The 24,547-nt window shown below is 26.7% G+C and carries 16 protein-coding genes, 1 tRNA gene and 1 pseudogene; 13 read left to right on the top strand and 5 right to left on the bottom strand.

Annotated elements, in window-relative coordinates; all coding sequences use genetic code 11:
- Nucleotides 1–8: 8 nt before the first annotated feature.
- On the bottom strand, nucleotides 9–1,820 hold the full coding sequence (gene rpsA, locus H0H73_RS01645) for a 30S ribosomal protein S1 (protein ID WP_185851912.1): 1,812 nt from the start codon (nucleotides 1,818–1,820) through the stop codon (nucleotides 9–11).
- Between the two features lie 161 nt (nucleotides 1,821–1,981).
- Here rpsA and dnaE point away from each other — a divergent pair, with 161 nt between their 5' ends.
- From dnaE to H0H73_RS01590, 11 genes are all read left to right on the top strand, one after another.
- Nucleotides 1,982–6,280, top strand: coding sequence for a DNA polymerase III subunit alpha (gene dnaE / locus H0H73_RS01640; protein ID WP_185851911.1), 4,299 nt, complete (start codon nucleotides 1,982–1,984; stop codon nucleotides 6,278–6,280).
- Nucleotides 6,281–6,456: 176 nt separating this feature from the next.
- Nucleotides 6,457–8,226, top strand: coding sequence for an argininosuccinate synthase domain-containing protein (locus tag H0H73_RS01635; protein ID WP_185851910.1), 1,770 nt, complete (start codon nucleotides 6,457–6,459; stop codon nucleotides 8,224–8,226).
- Nucleotides 8,223–9,197, top strand: a complete 975-nt coding sequence (argC, locus tag H0H73_RS01630) for an N-acetyl-gamma-glutamyl-phosphate reductase (RefSeq protein ID WP_185851909.1) — start codon at nucleotides 8,223–8,225, stop codon at nucleotides 9,195–9,197. The genes H0H73_RS01635 and argC overlap by 4 nt, the downstream gene beginning before the upstream one ends.
- A gap of 7 nt (nucleotides 9,198–9,204) precedes the next feature.
- Nucleotides 9,205–10,344 (top strand): aspartate aminotransferase family protein, encoded by a 1,140-nt coding sequence (locus tag H0H73_RS01625; protein WP_185851908.1) that lies wholly within the window; start codon nucleotides 9,205–9,207, stop codon nucleotides 10,342–10,344.
- Between the two features lie 4 nt (nucleotides 10,345–10,348).
- Nucleotides 10,349–11,455 (top strand): glutamine-hydrolyzing carbamoyl-phosphate synthase small subunit, encoded by a 1,107-nt coding sequence (gene carA, locus H0H73_RS01620; RefSeq protein ID WP_185851907.1) that lies wholly within the window; start codon nucleotides 10,349–10,351, stop codon nucleotides 11,453–11,455.
- Nucleotides 11,456–11,495: 40 nt separating this feature from the next.
- On the top strand, nucleotides 11,496–14,723 hold the full coding sequence (carB, locus tag H0H73_RS01615) for a carbamoyl-phosphate synthase (glutamine-hydrolyzing) large subunit (protein WP_185851906.1): 3,228 nt from the start codon (nucleotides 11,496–11,498) through the stop codon (nucleotides 14,721–14,723).
- Nucleotides 14,724–14,737: 14 nt separating this feature from the next.
- Nucleotides 14,738–15,694, top strand: a complete 957-nt coding sequence (locus tag H0H73_RS01610; RefSeq protein WP_185851905.1) for a Rossmann-fold NAD(P)-binding domain-containing protein — start codon at nucleotides 14,738–14,740, stop codon at nucleotides 15,692–15,694.
- The gene (gene argB / locus H0H73_RS01605) at nucleotides 15,691–16,482 is read left to right on the top strand and encodes an acetylglutamate kinase (protein WP_185851904.1); all 792 of its coding nucleotides are present in this window, start codon (nucleotides 15,691–15,693) and stop codon (nucleotides 16,480–16,482) included. Before H0H73_RS01610 ends, argB begins: the two co-directional genes overlap by 4 nt.
- Entirely contained in the window at nucleotides 16,473–17,552 is a 1,080-nt protein-coding gene (locus tag H0H73_RS01600) for a M20 family metallo-hydrolase (protein WP_185851903.1), read from the top strand. The genes argB and H0H73_RS01600 overlap by 10 nt, the downstream gene beginning before the upstream one ends.
- A gap of 59 nt (nucleotides 17,553–17,611) precedes the next feature.
- Entirely contained in the window at nucleotides 17,612–17,935 is a 324-nt protein-coding gene (trxA, locus tag H0H73_RS01595) for a thioredoxin (protein WP_185851902.1), read from the top strand.
- A gap of 5 nt (nucleotides 17,936–17,940) precedes the next feature.
- A tRNA-Asp gene (locus tag H0H73_RS01590) sits at nucleotides 17,941–18,014 on the top strand.
- Here the strand turns inward: H0H73_RS01590 and ribB are convergent.
- From ribB to H0H73_RS01575, 3 genes are read right to left on the bottom strand one after another with little or no spacing between them, the layout of a single operon-like run.
- A complete protein-coding gene (gene ribB / locus H0H73_RS01585) occupies nucleotides 17,996–18,637 on the bottom strand; it encodes a 3,4-dihydroxy-2-butanone-4-phosphate synthase (RefSeq protein WP_185851901.1) in 642 nt (213 codons plus the stop codon). The two genes, H0H73_RS01590 and ribB, sit on opposite strands and share 19 nt — an antisense overlap.
- A 16-nt stretch (nucleotides 18,638–18,653) precedes the next feature.
- Entirely contained in the window at nucleotides 18,654–19,808 is a 1,155-nt protein-coding gene (locus H0H73_RS01580; RefSeq protein ID WP_185851900.1) for an LptF/LptG family permease, read from the bottom strand.
- A gap of 27 nt (nucleotides 19,809–19,835) precedes the next feature.
- Nucleotides 19,836–21,659: a DNA translocase FtsK 4TM domain-containing protein gene (locus H0H73_RS01575; protein WP_185851899.1), complete on the bottom strand. Its 1,824-nt coding sequence runs from the start codon at nucleotides 21,657–21,659 to the stop codon at nucleotides 19,836–19,838.
- 138 nt (nucleotides 21,660–21,797) lie between these two features.
- On the opposite strand from H0H73_RS01575, the gene H0H73_RS01570 reads away from it, so the two are divergent.
- Both H0H73_RS01570 and nadD read left to right on the top strand, forming a co-directional pair.
- Nucleotides 21,798–22,940, top strand: a complete 1,143-nt coding sequence (locus H0H73_RS01570) for a porin (RefSeq protein WP_238784344.1) — start codon at nucleotides 21,798–21,800, stop codon at nucleotides 22,938–22,940.
- Nucleotides 22,941–23,022: 82 nt separating this feature from the next.
- Nucleotides 23,023–23,596 (top strand): annotated as a pseudogene (gene nadD / locus H0H73_RS01565) (nicotinate (nicotinamide) nucleotide adenylyltransferase).
- Between the two features lie 2 nt (nucleotides 23,597–23,598).
- Here the strand turns inward: nadD and H0H73_RS01560 are convergent.
- Entirely contained in the window at nucleotides 23,599–24,519 is a 921-nt protein-coding gene (locus H0H73_RS01560; RefSeq protein WP_185851898.1) for a 5'-3' exonuclease, read from the bottom strand.
- Nucleotides 24,520–24,547 lie beyond the last annotated feature (28 nt).

The raw sequence follows: 24,547 nt of genomic DNA, 5'->3' as shown, positions 1-24,547 counted from the left end.
TTTTAGAACTATTTATTTTTTTCTTTTTCTATTTGTTCTTTTAGTTTAGCTAATCCTGCTATATCACCGAGAGTAGATCTCTCAAATTTTCTATTTCTCACACGTTGTTCTTTCTTCTGATCTTTATCACGATAAATAGACGTATGAGAGATCACAATTTTTTTAGTTTCTTTATTAAATTCAATTACCTTAAAATTAGTTTTATCTCCTTTATTTAGAGTGGTTCCATCTTTTTTTTCTAAAAAACGTAATGGAGCAAAAGCTTCTATTTCTTGATCTTCTGTAAATTTTACAGAAGCACCTTTATCAAATAAATTTGATATTCTTCCATTGTGAATACTTCCTACGTAATAAATCTTTTCATATTTTTCCCATGGATTTTCTGTTAATTGTTTATGTCCTAAATTTAATCTTCTAGTTTGAGTATCTAAAGTGAGTACAATGATTTCCAATTTATCATTTATACTGCAAAATTCAGAAGGATGTTTAATTTTTTTAATCCATGAAAGATCATTAGTATAAATAACTCCAGAAATTCCTTTTTCTAATTCTAGAAAAACTCCAAAATTCGTAAATTTTTTTACAATACCAGCATGTTTTGATCCTATATAATATTTTTTTTCTATATGAATCCAAGGATCTGGAGTTAATTGTTTTACACTTAAAGACATTTTTCTTTCTTGACGATCTATAGTTAATATAACAGCTTCCAACTCATCTCCAATTTGTACAAAATCTTGAGGAGAAGATAAATCTGTAGACCAAGACATTTCACTAATATGCAGTAATGCTTCTACCCCTGGTATAATTTCAATGAAAGCTCCATAATCAGCTAATACACTTACTTTTCCTTTTACTTTACTTCCGATCTTTAAATTTTTATCTAAAGAATTCCAAGGATGAGGTTGCAATTGTTTTAATCCCAATTGTACACGATTTTTATCTTTATCTACACCTAATACAACAAATTTTAGTTCCTGTTCTAATTGAACTATTTCTGTAGGATGATTAATATGTGGCCAACTCATATCGGTAATATGAAGTAAAGCATCTACACCTCCTAAATCGACAAAAGCCCCATAAGGAAGAATATTTTTTATTTTTCCTTCTAATACTTGACCTTTATCTAATTTTGATATCATTTCTTTTTTCTGTTCTTCAATATCCCTTTCTATTAATACTTTATGAGAAACCACAACATTTTTTGTTTTTTGATTGATCTTAACAACTTTTACTTCCATAGTTTTTCCCACATAAGTATCATAATCTCGAACAGGTTTTACATTAATATGTGATCCAGGTAAAAAACATTCTATATCAAATATTTCGACAATTAATCCTCCTTTTGTTCTAGCTGCTACATATCCTAATATTACCTCGGATTTATCATATGCTTCATTAATACGTTGCCAATTCCTTAGCATTTTTGCTTTTTGATACGAAAGAATGCATTGTCCTTTATAATCGATTTTTACAACCATCACTTCTATTTTACTCCCAATTTGAATATTTAAATTTTCTCTAAATTCACTTATAGGAATAGCTCCTTCCGCTTTAAATCCAATATCTACAATAATAGTTTTATCCGAAACATGTGTTACAATTCCTTGATATATTTCTAATTCTTGAACATCCGGTAAAGTTTTTGTGTATATTTCTTCAAATTTTTTTCTTTCTTCTTTGGTCTCATTATTTAAATGAGTTTCGTATTTCGTCCAATCGAAACTTTTTTTTATATTTCCCTGATCGTTTAATTTTTCATTTTTTATTTCATATGAATGGGATGATTTTCCTTTTATTTTTTCGGTTTGATTAGACATAATTTTTATTATTTTTTCACTATTTTCTATCCATAAAAAATCCATACATGGACAGAGAAACCAGAATATAGCAGTTTTAGTGTTTTCGTTTATTTATTATAAAAAACAGGTAATACAAAACTAATAATTTTTCAGTAACTTTTTCTACTAATTGAAATAAAATGTACCTCATTGTTGATACCGAAACAACAGGATTACCTGTATCATATAATTTTCCAATTACTCATGTAGAGAATTGGCCAAGAATAGTGCAAATTTCATGGCAAAGTCATGATGTTATAGGCGATTTAATAGAATTTAAAAGTTTCATTATAAAACCGGATCATTATGATATTCCTTTTAATGCTTTTAAAATTCATGGAATAACTAATGAAAAAGCAGAAAAATATGGAATTGATTTGAGTTTTGCTCTAGATGAATTTAAGAAATCTCTTGATAAATCTCAATGCTTAATTGGACATAATTTAAAATTTGATATAAAAGTTATTGAATGCGAATTTTTTAGAAAAAAAAAAGAAATTTCTTTTAAAGAAAAAAAAATATTAGATACTAAAGAAATTTCTACTTCTTATTGCAAACTAAAACTATCAGTAAATGGAAAAAGACTGAAATGGCCTACATTATCTGAATTATATCAAAAACTTTTTGGAGAAAAAGTTCCAAACTTGCATAATGCAGAAAATGATGTAAAAGCTACAGCACGTTCTTTTTTAGAATTATTACGTATCGGAATAATATCACATCAAGACATAGGTATAAAGGAAGATACTCTGTTTAAATTTAAAAGTAAATATACTACCAAAATTTCTTCTTCTGTAGTTTTTTTTAAGGATGATCATACTTTCTTAGAAAGAAAAGAAAAAATTTTTTTCAAAAATGATGATGGATTAAATGATACATTAAAGGAAAAATTGGAAAATAAAAAATATTCTCATATTCATAATCATACCCATTTTTCTATTCTTTATTCAACTATAGATATTCAATCTCTAGTAGAAAGAGCTATACATTTAAATATGCCAGCTGTGGGGATCACTGATTATGGAAATATGATGGGATCTTTTCATTTTTTAAATGCTATTCATTCCATAAACAATAAATATTATCCAGAAAAATCGATCAAAGGAATCATAGGTTGTGAAGTCTTTATTTCAGATAATTATTTACAAAATAAATTTACTAAAGAAATACCGGACAAGCGATATAAACAAGTTCTTTTATCTAAAAATAAAAAAGGTTATCATAATTTAGCAAAACTTTGTTCATTAGGTTTTACAAAAGGGTTTTATGCTGGAATTCCTAGAATTGGAAAAAAAATTATAGAAAAATATAAGGAAAATTTAATTGCTCTTACTGGAGATTTAAATGCAGAAATTCCATATACTATTCTAAATCATGGTGAAAAAAAAGCAGAGAGAGTTTTCTTATGGTGGAAGGATCTTTTTGGAGATGATTTTTACATAGAATTATTGCGTCATGGTTTAGAAGCGGAAGATCATGTAAATAATATATTGCTAAAATTTTCAGAAAAATATCATGTAAAATATATTATACAAAATAATACTTTTTATTTAGATAAAAAAGAAGCAAATGCTCATGATATTTTACTTTGTATAAAAAATGGAGAAAAACAATTAACCCCTATAGGAAAAGGAAGAGGTTATAGATTTGGTTTTCCCAATCATGAATTTTATTTCAAGAGTACAGAAGAAATGAAAAAAATGTTTTTTGATCTTCCAGAATCTTTTGATTTTTTGGAGGAATTAGTTAATAAAATTGAATCTTATCATCTTTCACATAAAATATTACTTCCAAAATTTAATATTCCAAAATCTTTTGAAGATCCTATAGATAAAATAGATGGAGGAAATAGAGGAGAAAATCGTTTTCTAAAAAAAATAACTTTTGATGGGGCCAAAAAACGTTATAAGAACATTACTAAAGAAATTCAAGAAAGAATTCTTTTTGAATTAAAAACAATAGAAAAAATTGGTTATCCTGGTTATTTCCTCATTGTTCATAATTTCATTTCTAAAGCTAGAAAAATGAATATTTCAGTAGGGCCTGGAAGAGGATCAGTAGCAGGATCTATAGTCGCTTATTGTATAGAAATAACCAATATAGATCCAATGAAATACCATCTTCTTTTCGAAAGATTTTTAAATCCGGATAGAATTTCTCTACCAGATATTGATATTGATTTTGATGACAGGGGACGTGAAAAAATTATCGAATGGGTTGTCCAAAAATATGGTGAACATCAAGTAGCTCAAATTATAACATATGCAACTATGGGCGCTAAATCATCCATAAGAGATACTGGACGTGTATTGGATTTATCTCTAAAAGAGACAGATCATATCGCAAAAATGGTTCCTAATATGTTTTCATTAAAAACAATTTTATCTAAAAAAAATACTATGATAAAAATAATCAATAAAGAAGAGATGAATAATATACAAAAATTGAGGGAAATAGCGAAAAATAGAAATACATTGGAAGGTAAAGTTTTGCAACAAGCAGAAATCTTAGAGGGGACGATAAGAAGTACAGGAGTACACGCTTGTGGGATCATAATCAGTCCATATGATATTCAAGAATATATTCCAGTATCTATGTCAAAAGAATCAGATTTATTGCTTACGCAATTTGATAATCATGTGGTAGAACATGTTGGATTATTGAAAATGGATTTTTTGGGGTTAAAAACTCTTACTATTATTAAAGACGCTATAAATATTATTAATAAAAGACGAGCAGATATTACAATTACAGAGGATTCATTTTCTTTAAAAGATGAGAAGACTTATCATCTTTTTCAAAGAGGAGAAACTGTAGCCGTTTTTCAATATGAATCTACAGGAATGCAAAAATATTTACGTAAGTTAAAACCTGATAAATTTGATGATTTAATTGCGATGACCGCATTGTATAGACCAGGTCCTTTACAATACATTCCTAATTTCATATATAGAAAGCATGGAAAAGAAGCTATAACCTATGATTTACCAGAAATGGAGGAATTTCTGAAAGAAACTTATGGAATAACAATATATCAAGAACAAGTCATGTTAATCGCACAAAAAATAGCTGATTTTAGTAAAGGAGAAGCGGATATTCTAAGAATATCTATGGGAAAAAAACAAAAAGAAAAACTCAATAAAATGAGAAATTTATTTCTTCATCAAGCTATGAAAAAAGGTTATCCTAAAAATATTTTAGAAAAAATATGGAAAGATTGGGAATATTTTTCTTGTTATGCTTTTAATAAATCTCATGCAACATGTTATGCCTATATAGCTTTTAAAACTGCTTATTTAAAAGCACATTTTCCATGTGAATATATGGCTTCTGTATTAAGTAATAATATGCATAATATTAAACAGATTACTTTTTTTATAGAAGAATGCAAAAAAATGAATATATCAGTAATCAGTCCAGATATAAATGAAAGTGATTCTTTTTTTAGAGTAACTGATTCTAATCATATTAGATTTGGTCTTGCGGGAATAAAAGGAGTGGGAAAAAATGCTGTAAAAATTCTTCTTCAAGAAAGAGAAAAAAACGGCCCTTATACCTCTATTTTTAATCTGGTTAAAAGAATAGATTTACGTGTAGTGAATAAAAAAACTTTAGAGAGTTTAATTTTATCTGGATCTTTAGATAGTTTTCATATTGATAGAGAACAATATTTTCATATTGAAAATGATGATAAATTAAGTACTTTAGAAAAAATTATTAGATTTGGGTCAAAATTACAAAAAACAAAAAATAAAGTAGGTAAACCTATTATTATGAAATGTGATTTATGGAGTAACATATATAAATTATCCAAAGAAAAAGAAGTATTAGGTGTTTATAGCTCTGGACATCCTTTAGATGATTTTCATTATGAAATGAAATATTTTACGAATATCTCTTTAGAACAATTTAATAAAAAAGAATCTCTCCTTATAGGAAAAAAAATGTGTGTATGTGGAATTTTATCCAAAATAGAAAAAAAAACATATATAAGAAGTGGAATTAAATATGGTATTTTTTTATTAGAAGATTATCTTTCTTCTAAAGAATTCAAAATTTACGGACAACAATATTTTAAATATGAACCTTTTTTGATACAAAATAATCCGTTGTATTTATGTTTTTCTATTGAAAAATCAAAATATAAAAAATATAAAACAAACATTTTATATATGGAAAATTTACAAAATATTTTAAAAAAATTGGCACATAAACTCATAATTAAAATCAATATAAACAGTTTAAATAATGTATTTATTAATGATATAGAAACACTTTTTTCTCAACAAATAGGAAATAAGAAATTGAATATAGTTCTTTATGATAAAGTAGATCAAATTTTTTTAAATTTTGAATCTATAAAATATGAAATTAATATCAATTCAAATTTGTTAAAAAAATTGGAAGAAATAAAAGGGTTAGATTTTTGTTTAAACTAAAACTCTTCAATTAATTAATTTAATTAAATAATTAAAAAGACTTTATTAAATTTGTATTTGGTCATAGAATAGAAAAGTAAAACATATGAAGTATTATTCATACTACAACAACCAATCGGTACAACGCATTTGTTTTTTTCCTTAGTTCTTATCTTATTGGGTTCTTACAAAGAAAGATGAAAATAAAAGTTAGAGTATCTCATGAAGAGGATACGAAATATGCTTTCTTAATTTGCAAAAAAATTAAGGAATCAGCAAAAATAAGGGGGACTGGAATTGCAAAAAAAGATCCAGAGTATATTAAATCAAAAATGATTCATGGAAATGCGGTAATTGCTTTTTGTGATGAAAAATTAGCGGGCTTTAGCTATCTTGAAACTTTTCAAAACGAAGAATTTATCGTTAATTCCGGTTTGATTGTTTTTCCTGAATTTAGAAAACAAGGGTTAGCTAAAATTATTAAAATTAAAATTTTTCAACTTTCCAGAAAAAAATTTCCAAATTCTAAAATTTTTAGTATCACAACAAGTAATCCAGTTATTAAAATAAATACAGAATTAGGTTTTAAACCTGTTGCTTTTAGTGAATTGCCTCATTCAGAAAAGTTTTGGAAAGGATGTCAAAGTTGTGCAAATTTTGATATTTTAACCAGAAACCAAAGAAAAATGTGTTTATGCACAGGTCTTTTATACAATCCGCATGCAAATAATTATAGAAACAATAAAAAATATAAAAGTTATTTATCTACTGGAGACAAAATTGTTTTAGCTTATAGTGGGGGTTTAGATACCTCTTATTGTTTAAAATATTTAATACAGGAAAAATATGAAGTTCATACAGTTATTATTAATACAGGAGGGTTTAAAAAAGATGAATTAGATAAAATTGAAAAAAGAGCTTTAAGCATTGGATCTAAATCGCACAAGACTATTGACGCCATAGAAGAGTACTATCAGAATTGTATAAAATATCTTATATTCGGAAACATTCTTAAAAATAATACTTATCCACTTTCAGTAAGTTCAGAAAGAATTTTTCAGGCTATTAAAATAGCACAATATGCCACTTATATTCAAGCAAAAGCAATTGCTCATGGCAGTACAGGAGCAGGTAACGATCAAATTAGATTTGATATAGCCTTTCAAATTATTTGTCCAGAAAAAATAACTTTATCTCCGATAAGAGATATGAAGGTGTCTAGAAAAGAAGAAATTCAATATTTGAAAGAGAAAGGTATCTCTATTTGTTGGGATCAAGCTAAATATTCTATTAATAAAGGAATTTGGGGAACTAGTATAGGAGGAAAAGAAACTCTGACTTCTTATCACGATTTTCCGGAAGAAGCTTATCCAACAAAATTAAGTAGAAAAAAAAGTGAGAATTTAGAATTAGAATTTGAAAAGGGAGAATTAGTAAGTGTGAATCAAGAAAGAGGAAAAGCTATAAAAAATATAATAAAAATTGAAAGAATAGCTTCAGAATTTGCTATAGGAAGAGGAATCCATATAGGAGATACTATTTTGGGGATTAAAGGAAGAGTTGCATTCGAAGCTGCAGCGGCTATTATTATTATAAAGGCTCACCATTTGTTGGAAAAACATATTCTTACAAAATGGCAACTTTATTGGAAAGAACAATTATCCAATTGGTATGGAATGTTACTTCATGAAGCTCAATACTTAGATCCTGTCATGCGTGATATAGAAAAATTTTTAAAAAGTACACAAGAAAGATTAACCGGAACTGTATATATCATTCTTTATCCTTATAGATTTCATTTAGTAGGAATAAAATCTCAATTCGATTTAATGACATCTTCTAACTATAACATAGCTCAATATGGAGAAATGAATTATGCTTGGACGGCTGAAGATGTTAAGGGATTTACAAAAATTTTGAGTAATCAAATGAAAATGTATCATAATTTAAATAAAAAAGAAAAATGATTGAAATAGGCATTATAGGAGGGGCTGGATACACTGCTGGAGAATTGATTAGATTGATGATTCATCATCCAAAAACTAGTATTAAAAATATAGTTAGCAAAAGTCATACAGGAGAATTGATTCATTTGGTACACCAAGATTTATTAGGAGAAATGAAAAATGTAAAGTTTGACCGTGATTTAAGCAAAGAAATAGATATTGTATTTCTTTGTTCTGGACATGGACAATCTAGAAAAGAATTGAAAAATATATCAGAAAATATAAAAGTGATTGATTTAAGTCAAGATTTCAGAATTAAGATTCAATCCGTTTTTAACAATAGAAATTTTATCTATGGGTTACCAGAATGGAAAAAAAAAACAATCAAGAAATCTCATAATATAGCCAATCCTGGATGTTTTGCCACTGCTATTTTGTTAGCTATTTTACCATTAGCTAAAAACAAATTATTAAAAAAAGATATTCATATTAGTGCCATAACAGGTTCTACAGGATCTGGAATAAAACTGAGTGACACTAATCATTTTAGTTGGAGAAATAATAATATTTCTGCTTATAAAATTTTTCAACATCAGCATTTGCAGGAAATTGAACAAACCATTCATCAAGTACAAAACAATTTTTATTCTAAAATTTATTTTGTACCTTACAGAGGAAATTTTTCTAGAGGAATTATAACTACTTTATATACTTATTCTGTACTTTCTTTGGAAAAGAATCAAGAAATATATGAAGAATATTATAAAAATCATCCATTTGTAAAAATTTCTGATGTTAATATTGATATTAAACAAGTGATCAATACTAATAAATGTGTTTTATATCTTATTAAAGAGAAAGATCAATTAATTGTTATAAGCATTATAGATAATCTCATAAAAGGAGCTTCTGGTCAAGCCATACAAAATATGAATCTTATGTTTGATTTAGATGAAACTTGTGGTTTAAGATTAAAATCCGTTCGTTTTTAAAGTAAAAATGAAATTATTTGACGTTTATCCTATTCTAAATATAGAATTAAGTAAAAGTAAAGGTCCTTATATTTTTGATATACAAGGAAATATGTATTTAGATTTTTATGGAGGACATGCAGTGATTTCCATTGGCCATTCGCATCCATATTATATCAAAACTTTGACAGAACAAATTCATGAAATATCCTATTATTCTAACAGTATTTATATTTCTCAAAAAAACAAATTAGCTTATCTGCTTGGAAATATTTCAGGATATGAAGATTATTCATTATTTATATGTAATTCAGGTACAGAATCTAATGAAAATGCATTGAAAATAGCTTCTTTTCATACAGGTAAAAAAAAAGTTATTGCTTTTAAAGGTTCTTTTCATGGAAGAACAAGTGGAAGTCTGTCGGTAACGGACAACTACAAATTGATATCCCCTTTTAATGCTCAACATGAAACCATATTCATAAATTATCAAGATTTTGATTTTTTAGAAAAAAAATTAAAAAATCAAGATATTTGTGCTGTAATTACTGAAGGAATACAAGGTGTATCTGGAATTATAGATCCCGGATTAGATTTTTTTTATAAAATCGAAAGTTTTTGCAAGAAATATAATACAGTATTGATTATAGATGAGGTACAAAGTGGATATGGAAGAACAGGATCTTTTTTTTCTCATCAATTGTATTCTATAAAACCAGATTTAATTACTGTGGCTAAAGGTATGGGAAACGGGTTCCCTATAGGGGGAGTACTCATACATCCTAAGTTTCAACCATACTATGGAATGTTAGGAACAACTTTCGGAGGAAATCATTTAGCTTGTACAGCTGGAATTGCTGTTCTGGAAATTATTCAAAAAGAGAATTTAATTGAAAATGCAAAAAAAATGGGAAAAATATTGTTACAAGGATTGCGTCTCATTCCTGAAATTAAAGAAATTAGGGGAAGAGGATTGATGATCGGATTAGAATTTGATTTTCCCATTCAAGATTTAAAAAATTCTTTAATTTATAAAGAGAAAGTATTTGTTGGGACATCTAGTAATCCATATGTTTTACGATTACTTCCTCCATTAAATATTAATGAAAATCATATAAAATTATTCCTGAAAAAGTTAAAGAATGCCTTAGCGTATCTATTTAGATAAAAACATGGAAAATCATAAAATAATAAAAAAAGCTCTACTTGTATTAGAAGACGGAACTCGGTATGAAGCTTATCATTTTGGAGCACCAGTATCCTCTTCTGGAGAAGTAGTCTTTAATACAGCTATGACCGGGTATACAGAAAGTATTACAGACCCTTCTTACAAAGGTCAAATACTTACTTATACTTATCCTATAATAGGAAATTATGGAATTCCATCTTCTTCTTATAGTGAAGAATCTATTTCTGAATTTTATGAATCTAATAGAATTCAAGTATCCGGACTTATTATTTCTTATTATTCTAATCGTCCGTATCATTGGAATATGAATCAATCCCTATCGAATTGGTTGTATGAAAATAAAATTCCTGGATTATCTGGTGTCGATACTAGATTTATTGCGAAAAAACTTAGAAAAAATGGAGGATCCATGTTAGGAAAAATTTTAATGGAAAATGAAGACCTTCCTTTTTATGATCCGAATCAGGATAATCTTTCTGAAAAAGTATCTATACACGAAAAAATTATATATGGAAATGGAAAATACAAAATATTACTTGTAGATTTTGGTTTGAAGAATAATATATTACGTTGTCTGTTACGAAGAAATTGTTCTATTATCAGAGTGCCATGGGATTATGATTTTACGAAAGAAGAATATGATGGATTGATTCTTTCAAATGGACCTGGAAATCCAAAAGTTTATAAAAAACCTATACATTATCTTCGTATATCTATGAAAAAAAAACAACCTATATTTGGCATATGTTTGGGGAATCAACTTTTAGGTATAGCGGCAGGAGGAGATACTTATAAATTGAAATATGCACATAGAAGTCATAATCAACCAGTTTTATCATTAGAAACAGGAAAAAGTTTTATCACATCACAAAATCATGGATATGTTTTGGATGTAAAAAATATTTCCAGAGAATGGAAAATATTTTTTAAAAATTTAAATGATGATACTTGCGAAGGGATTATTCATAAATATAAACCTTTTTTTTCTGTACAGTTTCATCCAGAAGCTTCAAGCGGACCTAAAGATACCGAATTTTTATTCGATTTTTTTATAGATTCAATTCACAAAAATTACAAAATGAATAAATGAACAATTAAAGAATCTTTCAAAATTAGTATGAAAATAGATTATGAAAATAGATAAAGTACTCATCCTGGGATCAGGTGCATTAAAAATAGGAGAAGCTGGTGAATTTGATTATTCTGGAACACAAGCATTAAAAGCTCTTAAAGAGGAGGGGGTTTATACTATATTGATTAATCCAAATATTGCTACAGTTCAAACTTCAAAAGGAATTGCTGATAAAGTTTATTTTCTTCCTTTAACTCTATTTTTTATTAAACGTATTATAGATAAGGAAAGACCACAAGGAATTTTATTGTCTTTTGGTGGACAGACTGCATTGAATTGTGGAATTCAACTTTTTAAAGAAGGAATTATAGAAAAATATAAAATTCAAGTTTTAGGAACTTCTATTGAATCTATTATTCACAGTGAAGATAGAAACTTATTTAGAAATAGGTTAACTGAGATTAACATAAAAACGGCAAAAAGTTTTGTAGTTCATTCTATGGATGATGCTATTTCCTATTCTTTAGAAATAGGATTTCCTATTATTATTAGATCAGCTTATACCCTTGGAGGTTTAGGAAGTGGTTTTGCTAAAAATGTTAATGATTTAAAAAAGATAGTAAATAAGGCTTTTTCTTACTCTTCTCAAATTGTTGTAGAAGAATATTTAGAAGGATGGAAAGAAATTGAATATGAAATTGTTAGAGACCAATATGATAATTGTATTTCTGTATGCAATATGGAAAACTTTGATCCTATAGGCATTCACACAGGAGAAAGCATTGTTGTAGCTCCGTCGCAAACCTTAACAAATTCTGAATATTATAGTTTAAGAAAGTTAGCGATATATATAGCTAGAGATTTTCATATAGTAGGAGAATGTAACGTTCAGTTTGCGTTAAATCCTAGTTCAGAAGATTATCGTGTTATTGAAGTTAATGCACGTCTTTCTCGGTCTAGTGCTCTTGCTTCTAAAGCGACAGGTTATCCTTTAGCTTTTGTTGCGGCTAAATTATCTTTAGGATACGGATTGCACGAATTAAAAAATTCTATAACTAAAAATACTTCTGCTTTTTTTGAACCTGCATTGGATTATGTAGTATGTAAAATTCCTAGATGGGATCTAGGAAAATTTTATGGTGTTTCTAATAGAATTGGAAGTAGTATGAAAAGTGTAGGAGAAGTTATGGCTATTGGGGGTTCTTTTGAAGAAGCCTTACAAAAAGGAATTCGTATGTTAGATATAGGAATGCAAGGATTCATTAATGTAATGCATAGAAAAAAATTAAAATCAGTTCGATTACTAAAAGAATATCTAAAAAAACCGACAGACCAAAGAATTTTCTTTTTAGAAGAGGCTTTAGAAGAAGGTCTTTCCATAAAAGAAATCCATCATTTGACAAAGATAGATCCATGGTTTTTATACCAACTTGATAATATTTTTCAAACAAAAAAAAAGATAGATCGTTTTGATAATTTGATAGATCTTCCGGAAGAATTGTTACGAAAAGCCAAAAAAGAAGGATTCTCTGATATACAAATAGCTAGTCTTTTTTTTAAAAAAAATGGAGATTACAATATTTTTAATTTAGAGAAAGAAATAAGAGAATATAGAAAAGTAAAAAATATAGTTCCATATGTAAGACAAATTGATACTTTAGCTTCTGAATATCCTGCCCATACGAATTATTTGTATTTAACATATCATGCTATTCAACATGATATTATTTACGAGGAAGATAAAAAGTCTGTCATTACATTAGGATCTGGTGTTTATAGGATTGGAAGTAGTGTTGAATTCGATTGGTGTTGTGTCAATGCATTAAATACGATTCATAAAGAATCTTACAGATCCATAATGATAAATTATAATCCTGAAACTGTCAGTACTGATTTTGATGTATGTGATAGATTATATTTTGAAGAGTTGACTTTAGAACGTGTATTAGATATTATTGAACTAGAAAACCCCAAAGGGACAATTGTATCCATGGGAGGACAAATTCCTAATAATTTAGTTTTAAAACTTTATGAAAAAAAGGTAAAAATTTTAGGAACTTCTCCTGTATCCATAGATAAAGTAGAAAATAGATATAAGTTTTCTAATGCTATGGATCATTTAAAGATTAGACAACCTAGATGGAAAGAATTATCAGATTTTAATGCGATTCATCAATTTATAAAAGAAGTAGATTTTCCTATATTGGTTAGACCTTCTTATGTTCTTTCAGGAGCAAATATGAATGTTATTTCTAATCAAGAGGAACTGCAGCATTATCTTCGTGATAAAGAATCTATATCTTCTGAATATCCATTAGTTATTACAGAATTCATTAAAAATGCTAAGGAAATTGAATTAGATGCTGTTTCTCAAAATGGAGAAATTTTGTATTATGCTATATCAGAACATGTAGAATTTGCAGGAGTACATTCAGGAGATGCAACATTAGTATATCCTCCACATAATCTATATTTATCTACATTAAAAGAAATTATTCGCATATCTGAAAAAATATCCAAATATTTTAATATATCTGGTCCTTTCAATATTCAATTTTTATCTAAAGACAATGAAGTAAAAGTAATTGAATGTAATTTGAGAGCTTCCAGAAGTTTTCCTTTTGTATCAAAAGTATCTCGTTTTAATATGATTGAATTAGCTACTCAAGTTATTCTTGGAAAGAAGAAAAATAAAATAGAACCTAATTTTTTTATTACAAATTTTTTGGGGGTAAAAGCTTCTCAATTTTCTTTTACCCGTTTGCAAGATGCAGATCCTATTTTAGGTGTAGATATGGCTTCGACAGGAGAAGTAGGATGTTTAGGAAATACTTTTGATGAAGCACTTTTAAAATCTATGCTTTCTGTAGGTTATACTGTTCCCAAAAAAAATATATTGATATCTGGAGGTCCTATTGAATCTAAATTAGATCTTTTAGAAGTTGTAAAACTTTTGCATAAAAAAGGATATATATTGTTTGCGACAGAAGGTACCAATAGTTTTTTATCCCATAATGGAATTCCTTCAATAAAAGTTTATTGGCCTAATGTCAAGAAATATTCAAATGTTCTTGAGTTAATAAAAAATAAAAAATTGGATCTTATTATTAATATTCCAAAAAATCTAAGTAAATCAGAGTTAAATAATGATTATACTATTAGACGTTATGCTGTAGATTTTAATATTCCTTTACTCACTAATGCGCGTTTAGCAAAAGCTTTTATACAAGCATTTTGTAATTTATCTACAGATCAATTATTTATAAAAGCTTGGGATGAATACTGAATATAAATAAATTTATGAAAAAATTTTTTAGTGTAGAAGATGTTATTAATGTACATGATCTCATTAAAGATGCTCTTCTTTTGAAAAAACATCCATATGATTTTCAACATATTGGAAAGAATAAAACAATTGGATTAGTTTTTTTTAATCCTAGTTTACGTACAAGAATTAGTTGTCAAAAAGCGGCTTTTAACTTAGGATGTAATACTTGGATATTAGATGTTCAGAAGGATTCTTGGACGATTGAAATGAATGATGGAAATGTCATGAATCTTACACAAGAACATCTTAAAGAAGCAATTTCTGTGATGAGTATGTATTGTGATATTCTTGCAGTAAGAACTTTCCCGAACCTGGTAGATCCAGATTATGATTATAAAGAAATTATTTTTAATAAAATATTAAATTATTCCAGAGTTCCAGTAATTAACATGGAAAGTGCAACTTTGCATCCTTTACAATCTTTAGCTGATGTTATGACTATTGCAGAATTTACATCTATTTTCAAAAATAGATGTAAAGTTGTATTAAGTTGGGCTCCTCATGTAAAATCATTGCCTCATTCCGTCGCAAATTCTTTTTCTCAATGGATATCCAAAATAGAACATATAAATTTTATCATTACGTGTCCAGAAAAATATAATTTACATAAAAAATTTTCTAATGGAATTTATACGACACATAATCAAAATGAAGCATTTATAAATGCAGATTTTATTTATGCTAAAAATTGGAGTAGTTACTTAGATTATGGAAAAATTCTTTGTCAAAATTCAGATTGGATGATTACTGAAAATAAAATGAAACTAACCAATCAAGCTAAATTTATGCATTGTTTGCCTGTAAGGAGAAATGTAGTAGTGGAAGATGCGGTTTTAGATAGCAAATATTCCATTGTATTAGAACAAGCAAAAAACAGAATTTACGCTTCGCAAATAATTTTTTTAAAAATGTTACAATCTTTATCATGAAAATCCATATAGTAAAAATTGGAGGTCATTTAATTAATGATTGTAAGTCTCTTCATGATTCTTTGGAAGCTTTTTGTCAACTAAAAGGATATAAAATATTGATTCATGGAGGAGGAAGAAAAGCAGATTTTCTTTCAAAGAAAATGGGGATTTTCCCAAAAATGGTACAGGGTAGAAGAATAACAAATAAAGAAACTTTGGATATAGTTGTTATGACTTATGCAGGAATAATTAATAAAAATATTGTGGCGAGATTACAATCTTATCATTGTAATGCATTAGGTTTGTGTGGAGCAGATGGAAATTGTATTAAATCATATTTACGTAAAATGACAAATATTGATTATGGATATGTGGGAGATATTAATGTAAAAAGTATTAATACACATTTAATAAAATTTTTATTAAAAAATAATATCATTCCTGTATTATGTTCTATTACACATAATGGAATCGGAAATTTACTCAATACAAATGCAGATACAATAGCTGCTTATCTTGCTATGTCCTTATCTAAGGACAAGGAAAAAGATTGTGAAGTTGAAGTAGAGTTACATTTTTGTTTTGAAAAAAAAGGGGTTTTACGAGATCTGCAAGATTCGGAGTCTTATTTAAAAAAAATAAATTTTCATTTATTTCAAAAAATGAAACAAAATCATACCATAACAAATGGTATGATTCCTAAATTGGAAAATGCTTTTTTTGCATTAAAAAATGGAGTATCTAAGGTAAGTATAGGACACCCTAACCATTTAAATGATGTTAATAAGACTATGCTATGTCTGTAGTCGATTTACAAGTTTTAAAAGAAGAAGCGATACAACTTCTGATACAGATCATCAATACGCCTTCTATATCTGAACAAGAAAATAAGGTTTCTTTCCTAATAGAGGATTATCTTCATCAGTATGGATTTCATGTAAAAAGAAAATTTAACAATATATGGACTGAAAACAATAATTATCCTAAACAAGAAAATATACAAACTATATTATTAAATTCTCATCATGATACGGTAAAACCAGGAAGTAATTGGATAACAGATCCTTTTACGGCGATCAAACAAGAAGATAAACTAATTGGATTAGGTAGTAATGATGCTGGAGCTTCTGTCGTTTCATTGATATCTACTTTTATATATTTAAGTAAATTATCGGAATTACCTTATAAATTAATACTTTCTATTACTGCAGAAGAAGAAATATCTGGCTCTTCAGGTGTAAGATCAATTTTACATGAATTGGGATCTATAGACTTAGGAATTGTGGGAGAACCAACACAAATGCAAGTAGCTATTGCTGAAAAAGGACTAATAGTATTAGATTGTATAGCTGAAGGAAAAACAGGACACTCTGCGAGAAATACAGGAATCAACGCTATTTATATAGCCACAAGAGATATAGAACGCTTGAGAAACTTTTATTTTTATAGAAAATCGGATTTACTAGGTTCTACTACTTTAAATGTAACTCAAATACAAGGAGGAATACAACATAATGTCATTCCTGATATTTGTTCTTTTGTCATAGATATCAGAACTAATGAATTATATAAAAATGAGGAATTGATTGAAATGATACGAAAAAAAATTCATTCTAAAATGAATCCACGTTCTTCTCATTTAAATTCATCTTTTATAAATCCTATGCATCCTATTGTTTTAAGAGCTAAATTGGTAGGAAGAAAGATTTATGGATCTCCTACTCTTTCAGATCAAAGCATAATGCCTTTTTCTACTATTAAAATTGGAGTAGGAGATAGTGTACGTTCTCATACGCCTAATGAATATGTTTTTATTTCAGAAATCATGGAAGGAATAGATATTTATATCTGTTTGTTGAAAGATTTTAACTTTTGAATTTGAAACAAAAAAGGTAAATTTGTTTGTTATATTTTTTATAAAAAAATGGAAAAAGTATGTTACAAGAAATAAACGATGACAATTTTGAAAAGTTGATTTCTGAATCAGAAAAACCTGTTCTAGTAGATTTTTGGGCTCCATGGTGTGCTCCATGTAGAGCTTTATCTGTTTTACTAGAAGAAGTATTTTCTGAATTTCATACAAAAGTATCAATTTTTAAGTTGAATGTGGATAACAATCCAAAAACTTCTGATAAACATGGGATACGTAGTATTCCTACTATGATTTTTTTTAAAAATGGAGAAAAAAAAGATATCCATATTGGGATTCTTTCTAAAGAAGATATAAGAAAAAAATTAGATGCTTTAGTTATTTCATAATTTTTGGTCTGGTAGTTCAGTTGGTTAGAATACATGCCTGTCACGCATGGGGTCGCGGGTTCAAATCCCGTCCAGACCGCATTTTATCTTATATTTAATAAGATCTTCTATGGATATAATTTTCATATGAAATTTTTTAGCTATTTGAATCAATTGGGGTAAACGAGCCATAGATCCATTTTTGTTTAGTATTTCTACCAAGACGCCTCCAGGAGTGCATCCTGCTATTTGAGTTATGTCAATAGCAGCTTCTGTATGTCCAGGTCTTTCTAATACACCTCCTTTTTTTGCACGTAGAGGGAATATATGTCCTGGTTTGTTAAATACTCCTGGTTTAACTTCATTAACTAGGGCGAAAATAGTTTTGGCTCTATCTGAAACAGAAATACCAGTGCTAACCCCATAACCTCGCAAATCTACGGATACGGTGAAGGCCGTCTTCCTAGGATCTGTGTTATTTTTTACCATCATTTGAAGTTCTAATTGATCACATTTTTCTTCTGTTAAGGAAACACAAACTAATCCTCTTCCATGAGTAATGAAAAAATTTACAATTTTAGGAGTTATTTTTTCAGCAGCGACTATGAAATCTCCTTCATTTTCACGATTTTTATCATCAACCACAATAATAATTTTTCCATTTTGTATATCCTGTATGGCCTCTTCAATCCTATTAAAATTTTGATTTGAATCAAAAAGCATATCTATTTTATTTTAATTATATATAAAAATCATCCATTACAGTTTTATAAGTCATCCATATACTTACTGGAAAAAAAATAAAATTTGGGATCCAAGCTCCTATACATGGAGATATTTCAGCTTTTTCTACTTTATTTTGAGTGATAGTTAGTAAAGTATAATAAATGATGAATATAATCATTGCTATCATAGTAGGATAACCTATTCCTCCTTTTCTAATAATAGCACCTAATGGTGCTCCAGTAAGAAACATTATAATGCATGTTACTGGAAATGTAAATTTTTTTTGCAATTCTAATTTCAGCTTGGCTAAGTATATTTTATTTTCGTAGGTATTGGTATTTTTATATTTTTTTAAAAAGTTAATCTTTTTAAGAAGATTTTTTGTATTTAGGGTTTGATAAAAATCATAGTCATCTAAGTTTTTTATTTTTAATTCTGAAATAGTTTTAAAATTTTGAATTAAAGTATCAAATTCTACAATTTGATAAGAATATTGTTCTTTTTTGGTTTCATTTTCACTATATAAAACTCCATTGATTAGTTTCAATTGGATAGATCCATCCTCTTTATTTGAAATTAAAACTCCTTTTCGAGAAAGAATAGTATTGACAAGTGAATTTTTATCATAAAAAAAAATAAATATATTATGTAAATAATTACTATTTATTGATTTTCTATCAACTTTTATGAAAAAATTTGGGAGAAGGTTTACGAAAATTCCTTCTTTTAATCTTAAAAATGGATGAGTTAATGATATTTGATATCCTAATTTTTTAGCTTTCATTTTTACTTTTGGAATAGCAAAATCTGAAAATAAATACAATCCAATGGATAAAACAAAGGTTATCCCTAAAATAGGAATCATGACACGAAAAAGAGATATTCCAGAAGATTTTATAGCGATCAATTCTTGATTTTCTGAAAAATCACCAAACATTATAATAGAAGTGAATAATAGAGCAATAGGAGTTACTAATGGTAGAATAGACATACCAAAGTAAAATATAAATTTTAATATTATAAAAAGACTAATATTTTTATCTGTTAGTTCATCTATTTGACTCCAAAAAAATTGGATCATAAAAATAATAAATATTGTAGAATAAATAATTAAAAAAGGAGCGATAAATAAACGAATCATGTATAAATCAAGTTTTTTTATTATCATGATAAATTTTAATTAAAACTTACTTATTTACATATCCGGTTCTGGCAAAAAAAAGTACTCATTTTTTTTATTTTCATAAAAATCAACAATTTTCTTAATATCTGATAATTCCATAAATGGACATTGTAATCGTATCAATTCATTTCTATTTGAAAATAGCATATCCCCTTTTCCTACTAATTGTTCAGCACCTGTACAATCTAATATAGTTCTAGAATCTATTTTAGAACTTACTTTAAACGCAATTCTTGCAGTAAAATTGGATTTAATTAATCCCGTAATTACATCTACAGATGGACGTTGTGTCGCTATAATCAAATGAATGCCTACAGCACGAGCAAGCTGTGCTAACCGGGTTATATATGTTTCTATTTGTTTTTGGTTATTCATATTTAAATCGGCAAATTCATCAATAATTAATATGATATAAGGCAAATGATGTTTATTGTATTTTACATTATTATATTCCTTAATATTTCTAACCTTATATTTTTCTAAAATAGCATATCTTTGATCCATTTCTTTACATAAAGAATTTAATATATTTTTTACTTCATGTAAATCTGTAATGATAGGTTCTATAGAATTCGGAAGTATCGCAAAATAAGATTTTGAAATCTTTTTATATATTGATAATTCTACTTTTTTTGGATCAATCAAAATAAACTTGATATCTTTCGGATTTTTTTTATATAATAGAAAAACAATCATTATATTTAACCCTACGGATTTTCCTTGTCCTGTTGATCCTGCTATAAGTAAATGAGGCATTTTCGCTAAATCTACAATAAAAATCTCATTAAATACAGTTTTTCCTAAAGAAATGGGAAGTTCCATTTTATGACTTTTTTTGTTACTTTCTTCTGAAAATAAAATGTCTTGCATATAAACGGTATACCGTTTATAATTGGGGATCTCAATCCCAATGGATCCTTTTCCAGGTATAGGAGCTATAATTCTTATGGATATAGCAGATAAATTTAAAGCAATCTCATTTTTTAAGTTTTTTATTTTAGAAATACGTGTTCCAATTTTAGGATATATTTCATACAAAGTTATAGTAGGTCCTATACTCGCTTTTATTTCACTTATTTCTATATTATAATAGTTTAGGATTTGAGTGATTTTTTTTTTATTCGATTCCAAATCGATTTTCAAATCAATAGATGAAAAGTCTTCCTTTTTTTTATAAAGAATAGAATGAAGAATGTTTTTATCTTGACTGAAAGAAGTATCCATTTCTGGTTTATTGATAATTTTTGTATTTAAAAAATTTAATTTTACATCTATTTTTTTATTAATATTTTGTATTTTTTTTTTCATGACATTTTTTATGGTTAGAGTCCTGATACGAAAAATGATAATTAAATAAAAAATGATACTCGTAAAAATAAGTATATATAATCCTACTTTTCCAATTAAATGAATTAAGTAGTTTCCTATTTCAAATCCAAAAATTCCACTGAATATTCCTTGATTAGGAACAATGACATAAAAAAATATGGGAAGCCATATGCTAAAGAACAACAATTTATATATTGTTGATTTGTAAAAATTATTTAATAGTTTTTTATTAAGAATAATTTTTAACCCTGTGAAAAAAAATAATATAGGAATAAAAAAAGAACTAATTCCTATTCCACAGTGAATAAAATAGTGAGATACGATCGCTCCTATTTTTCCAAGTAAATTTTCTGCTATGATTTCTTTATCGAAAAGTTTTTCGAGTTGACTTTGATCATTTTTCCAATGATAAAGAAAAGAAAAAAAACTTAAAAATAAAAAAATACCACTTCCTAATAAAAAAAATCCAAAAATGATTTTAACAGTTTTCTTTTCATTTCTTTTCATTTCTTTTTTTTTATTTTTTTATTGTTATGAAAAAAAAATTTAATATTTTTTAAAACTATTTGTTTTTGTGTAAAAAAAGTTTTTTATACTGGAAAATTTATTATATTATGATTGAATAATCAAAATAAAATTAAAAAAATGAAAATAAAAAAAACAAAAATTATTTTTCTTATTATTTTTTTAGGATTTCTTTATCCTTCTCATAGTTTTTCAGAAATTATAAAACAAAAAAACACAACAGATGAAAATTCTCATTTTAACATGTTTTTAGATTTCTCTAGTAGTATTAATTCTACAGTAAAAAAAGAATTTTCTGAAGGTTCTCGTTTTTCTGAAGACTATTTAAATTTGGAAGTGATAGGAAAGGCCACTGATAAAATCAGTTATCGTTTTACAAAACAGTTTAAAAAAACAGAAAATTTTGAAATGATTGATTTAGCTTATTTAAAATATAAGTGGAACGATAAACTTTATTTTTTGGTTGGAAAACAACCTTTTTCTTTTGGAAGTATGGAATATGCTAATAATTTCTATGAACACGCATACCGTTATCCGCATGTATACAAGAATAAGGAGAATTCTGTTGGATTCAGTTTTATTTATCTTCCGATAAAAGATCATGAATTCCAATTTCAAATTATCAATGGTATAAAAAATAAAGAAGTAAATGTGGTTCAAATAAAAAATCATGAAGTGAATCATCCTATGGGATATTCTGTGAATTGGAATTGGAGTTTATTAAATAATAATAAAAAAATCATTCAAAACAGATGGTCCTATTCTATTTTTCAAGAAAATGAGAAGAAAAAATTTTGGAAATTATTAGCTTTAGGTAGCAAATTAAATTGGAAACCTTTTTCTATAGAAGCAGACTATATATTTAGTGATGAAGACATAGAAAAAAATGGGGAAGTAACAAAAATTTTACGATCATTGAATAATGATTATTCCCATATTGCCTCTGTAAAATATGGAACTTATTTAGTAAAATTAAAATACAACTTTATTCCAAAATGGAATTTGATTGCTAAAGGAGTATATGAAATAGGAACCTCTAAAGAAGGAATCAATGATATTTTGGGAGAGAATCAATTGTTTCAAAAAACATATACTTATTATGGAGGTGTAGAATTTCTTCCTATCATAAAAAATGATGATCTTAGTTTTCATCTTTCGTATCAAAACCAAAGAGTAAATTACAGTTTAGATCAAATGAAAAAAGAAAATAATAATAATCATTTTATCATTTTAGGATTAAGTTATCGTGTAAAAATGATTTAAAAAAGTAATCATAAAAAATATCGAGATACAATATGTAGGCTCGGTATTTTTATTTTATTGATAGTGTAAGTTATATTATAGTATGAAAATCGGACTTTATTTTGGATCATTTAATCCTATTCATTTAGGACATACAATTATTGCTAATCATATAACAGAATTTTTAGATATAGATTATGTTTGGTTTGTGGTTTCTCCACAAAATCCATTAAAAAAAAAAGAATCTTTTAGATTATGAACATAGAATCGAAATGGTTCGAAGAGCTATTTTTGATTATGAAAAAATGAGTGTTGTGGATATTGAATGTGGATATTTTCCTTCTTATACAATTCATACTCTTCACAAGATAGAAAAAAAATATCCTAGGAATCGATTTTATATTCTTTTGGGAAAAGATTCATTTTTTTCTTTTAGAAAATGGAAAAATTATAAAATTATTTTAAATAAATATGATATTTTAGTTTATCCCAGAATTGGATCTTTTTCTTATCCTGAATATAAAAAAGATAACATAATTTTTTTGAAAGCTCCAATTATTGAAATATCTTCTTCTTTTATTCGAAAATCAATTCAAAAAGGAAAAAATATGAAACCACTGCTTCATGCAGAAGTTTGGGTTTATATAAATAAATATCAATTTTTTATAAAAAAGTAAAATTATTCTTTCGTTTTAATTGTTTTAAATATATAATATTCATGAGCTTTTTTTAACAATCTTATAAATTCAAGTTCCCCAAATATTTTTTTTATGGAATCCCAATTTGGTTTTTTAACATAAAATTTTTCTTCATGAAAAGAAAAAAAGGGAATATTAGTAACGATAGTAATTAATTTTTTTGATAAAAGACCTAAATATTTATTTTTTTCAATATTTTTTTTAATTTTTCCGTTAAGATCATGAGTTGAATTTAATAATTTTTCAATACTTCCATATTTTTGAATAAATCTGATAGCATTTTTTATTCCAATACCTGGTAATCCTGGTATATTATCAGAATAATCTCCCATCATACTCCATAAATCTATAACTTGTTTTGGATGATTCACTCCAAATTTTCTTTTAATTTCTTCTATTCCTAAAATTTTTTTTGTATTTCCTTTAAAAGGTGGAATATAAACTTTAATATTTTCCGTTATCAGTTGAAAAAAATCTTTATCTAAAGTGATTATATAAATAATATATCCTTTATTTTCCGCTTTTTTAGCTATTGTTCCGATAAAATCATCGGCCTCATATCCGTTGGGAGCATAAAAAAAAGAAATTTTAAAGGTTTTTAAAATTTTTATAATATAAGGAATAGCTATGCAAATAGCTTCCGGTGTTTTTTTTCTATGCGCTTTATACTTGTCATATTCTTTTTTTCTAAAAGAAGTTCCTTCACTGGTATCAAAAATAGTTGCCATATAGGATGGCTTTTCATTATTTAATGTGTTCATTAAAAAATATGTGAAATTTATGATAGGAGAGGTATTGAGCCCTTTAGAAGTGAAAAGGGGATTATGTATATAAGCATAATAACTTTGATAAATAAGAGGATATGCGTCAATTAAAAATAATTTTTTATTATTATTATTCATATATCAATTTTTTATATTTTATAACTAA

The sequence above is a fragment of the Blattabacterium cuenoti genome (assembly GCF_014251335.1).
Lineage (GTDB): Bacteria > Bacteroidota > Bacteroidia > Flavobacteriales > Blattabacteriaceae > Blattabacterium > Blattabacterium cuenoti_G.
Note: the sequence above shows the minus strand (reverse complement) of the source record. Positions and strands in the feature narration are given on the sequence as shown.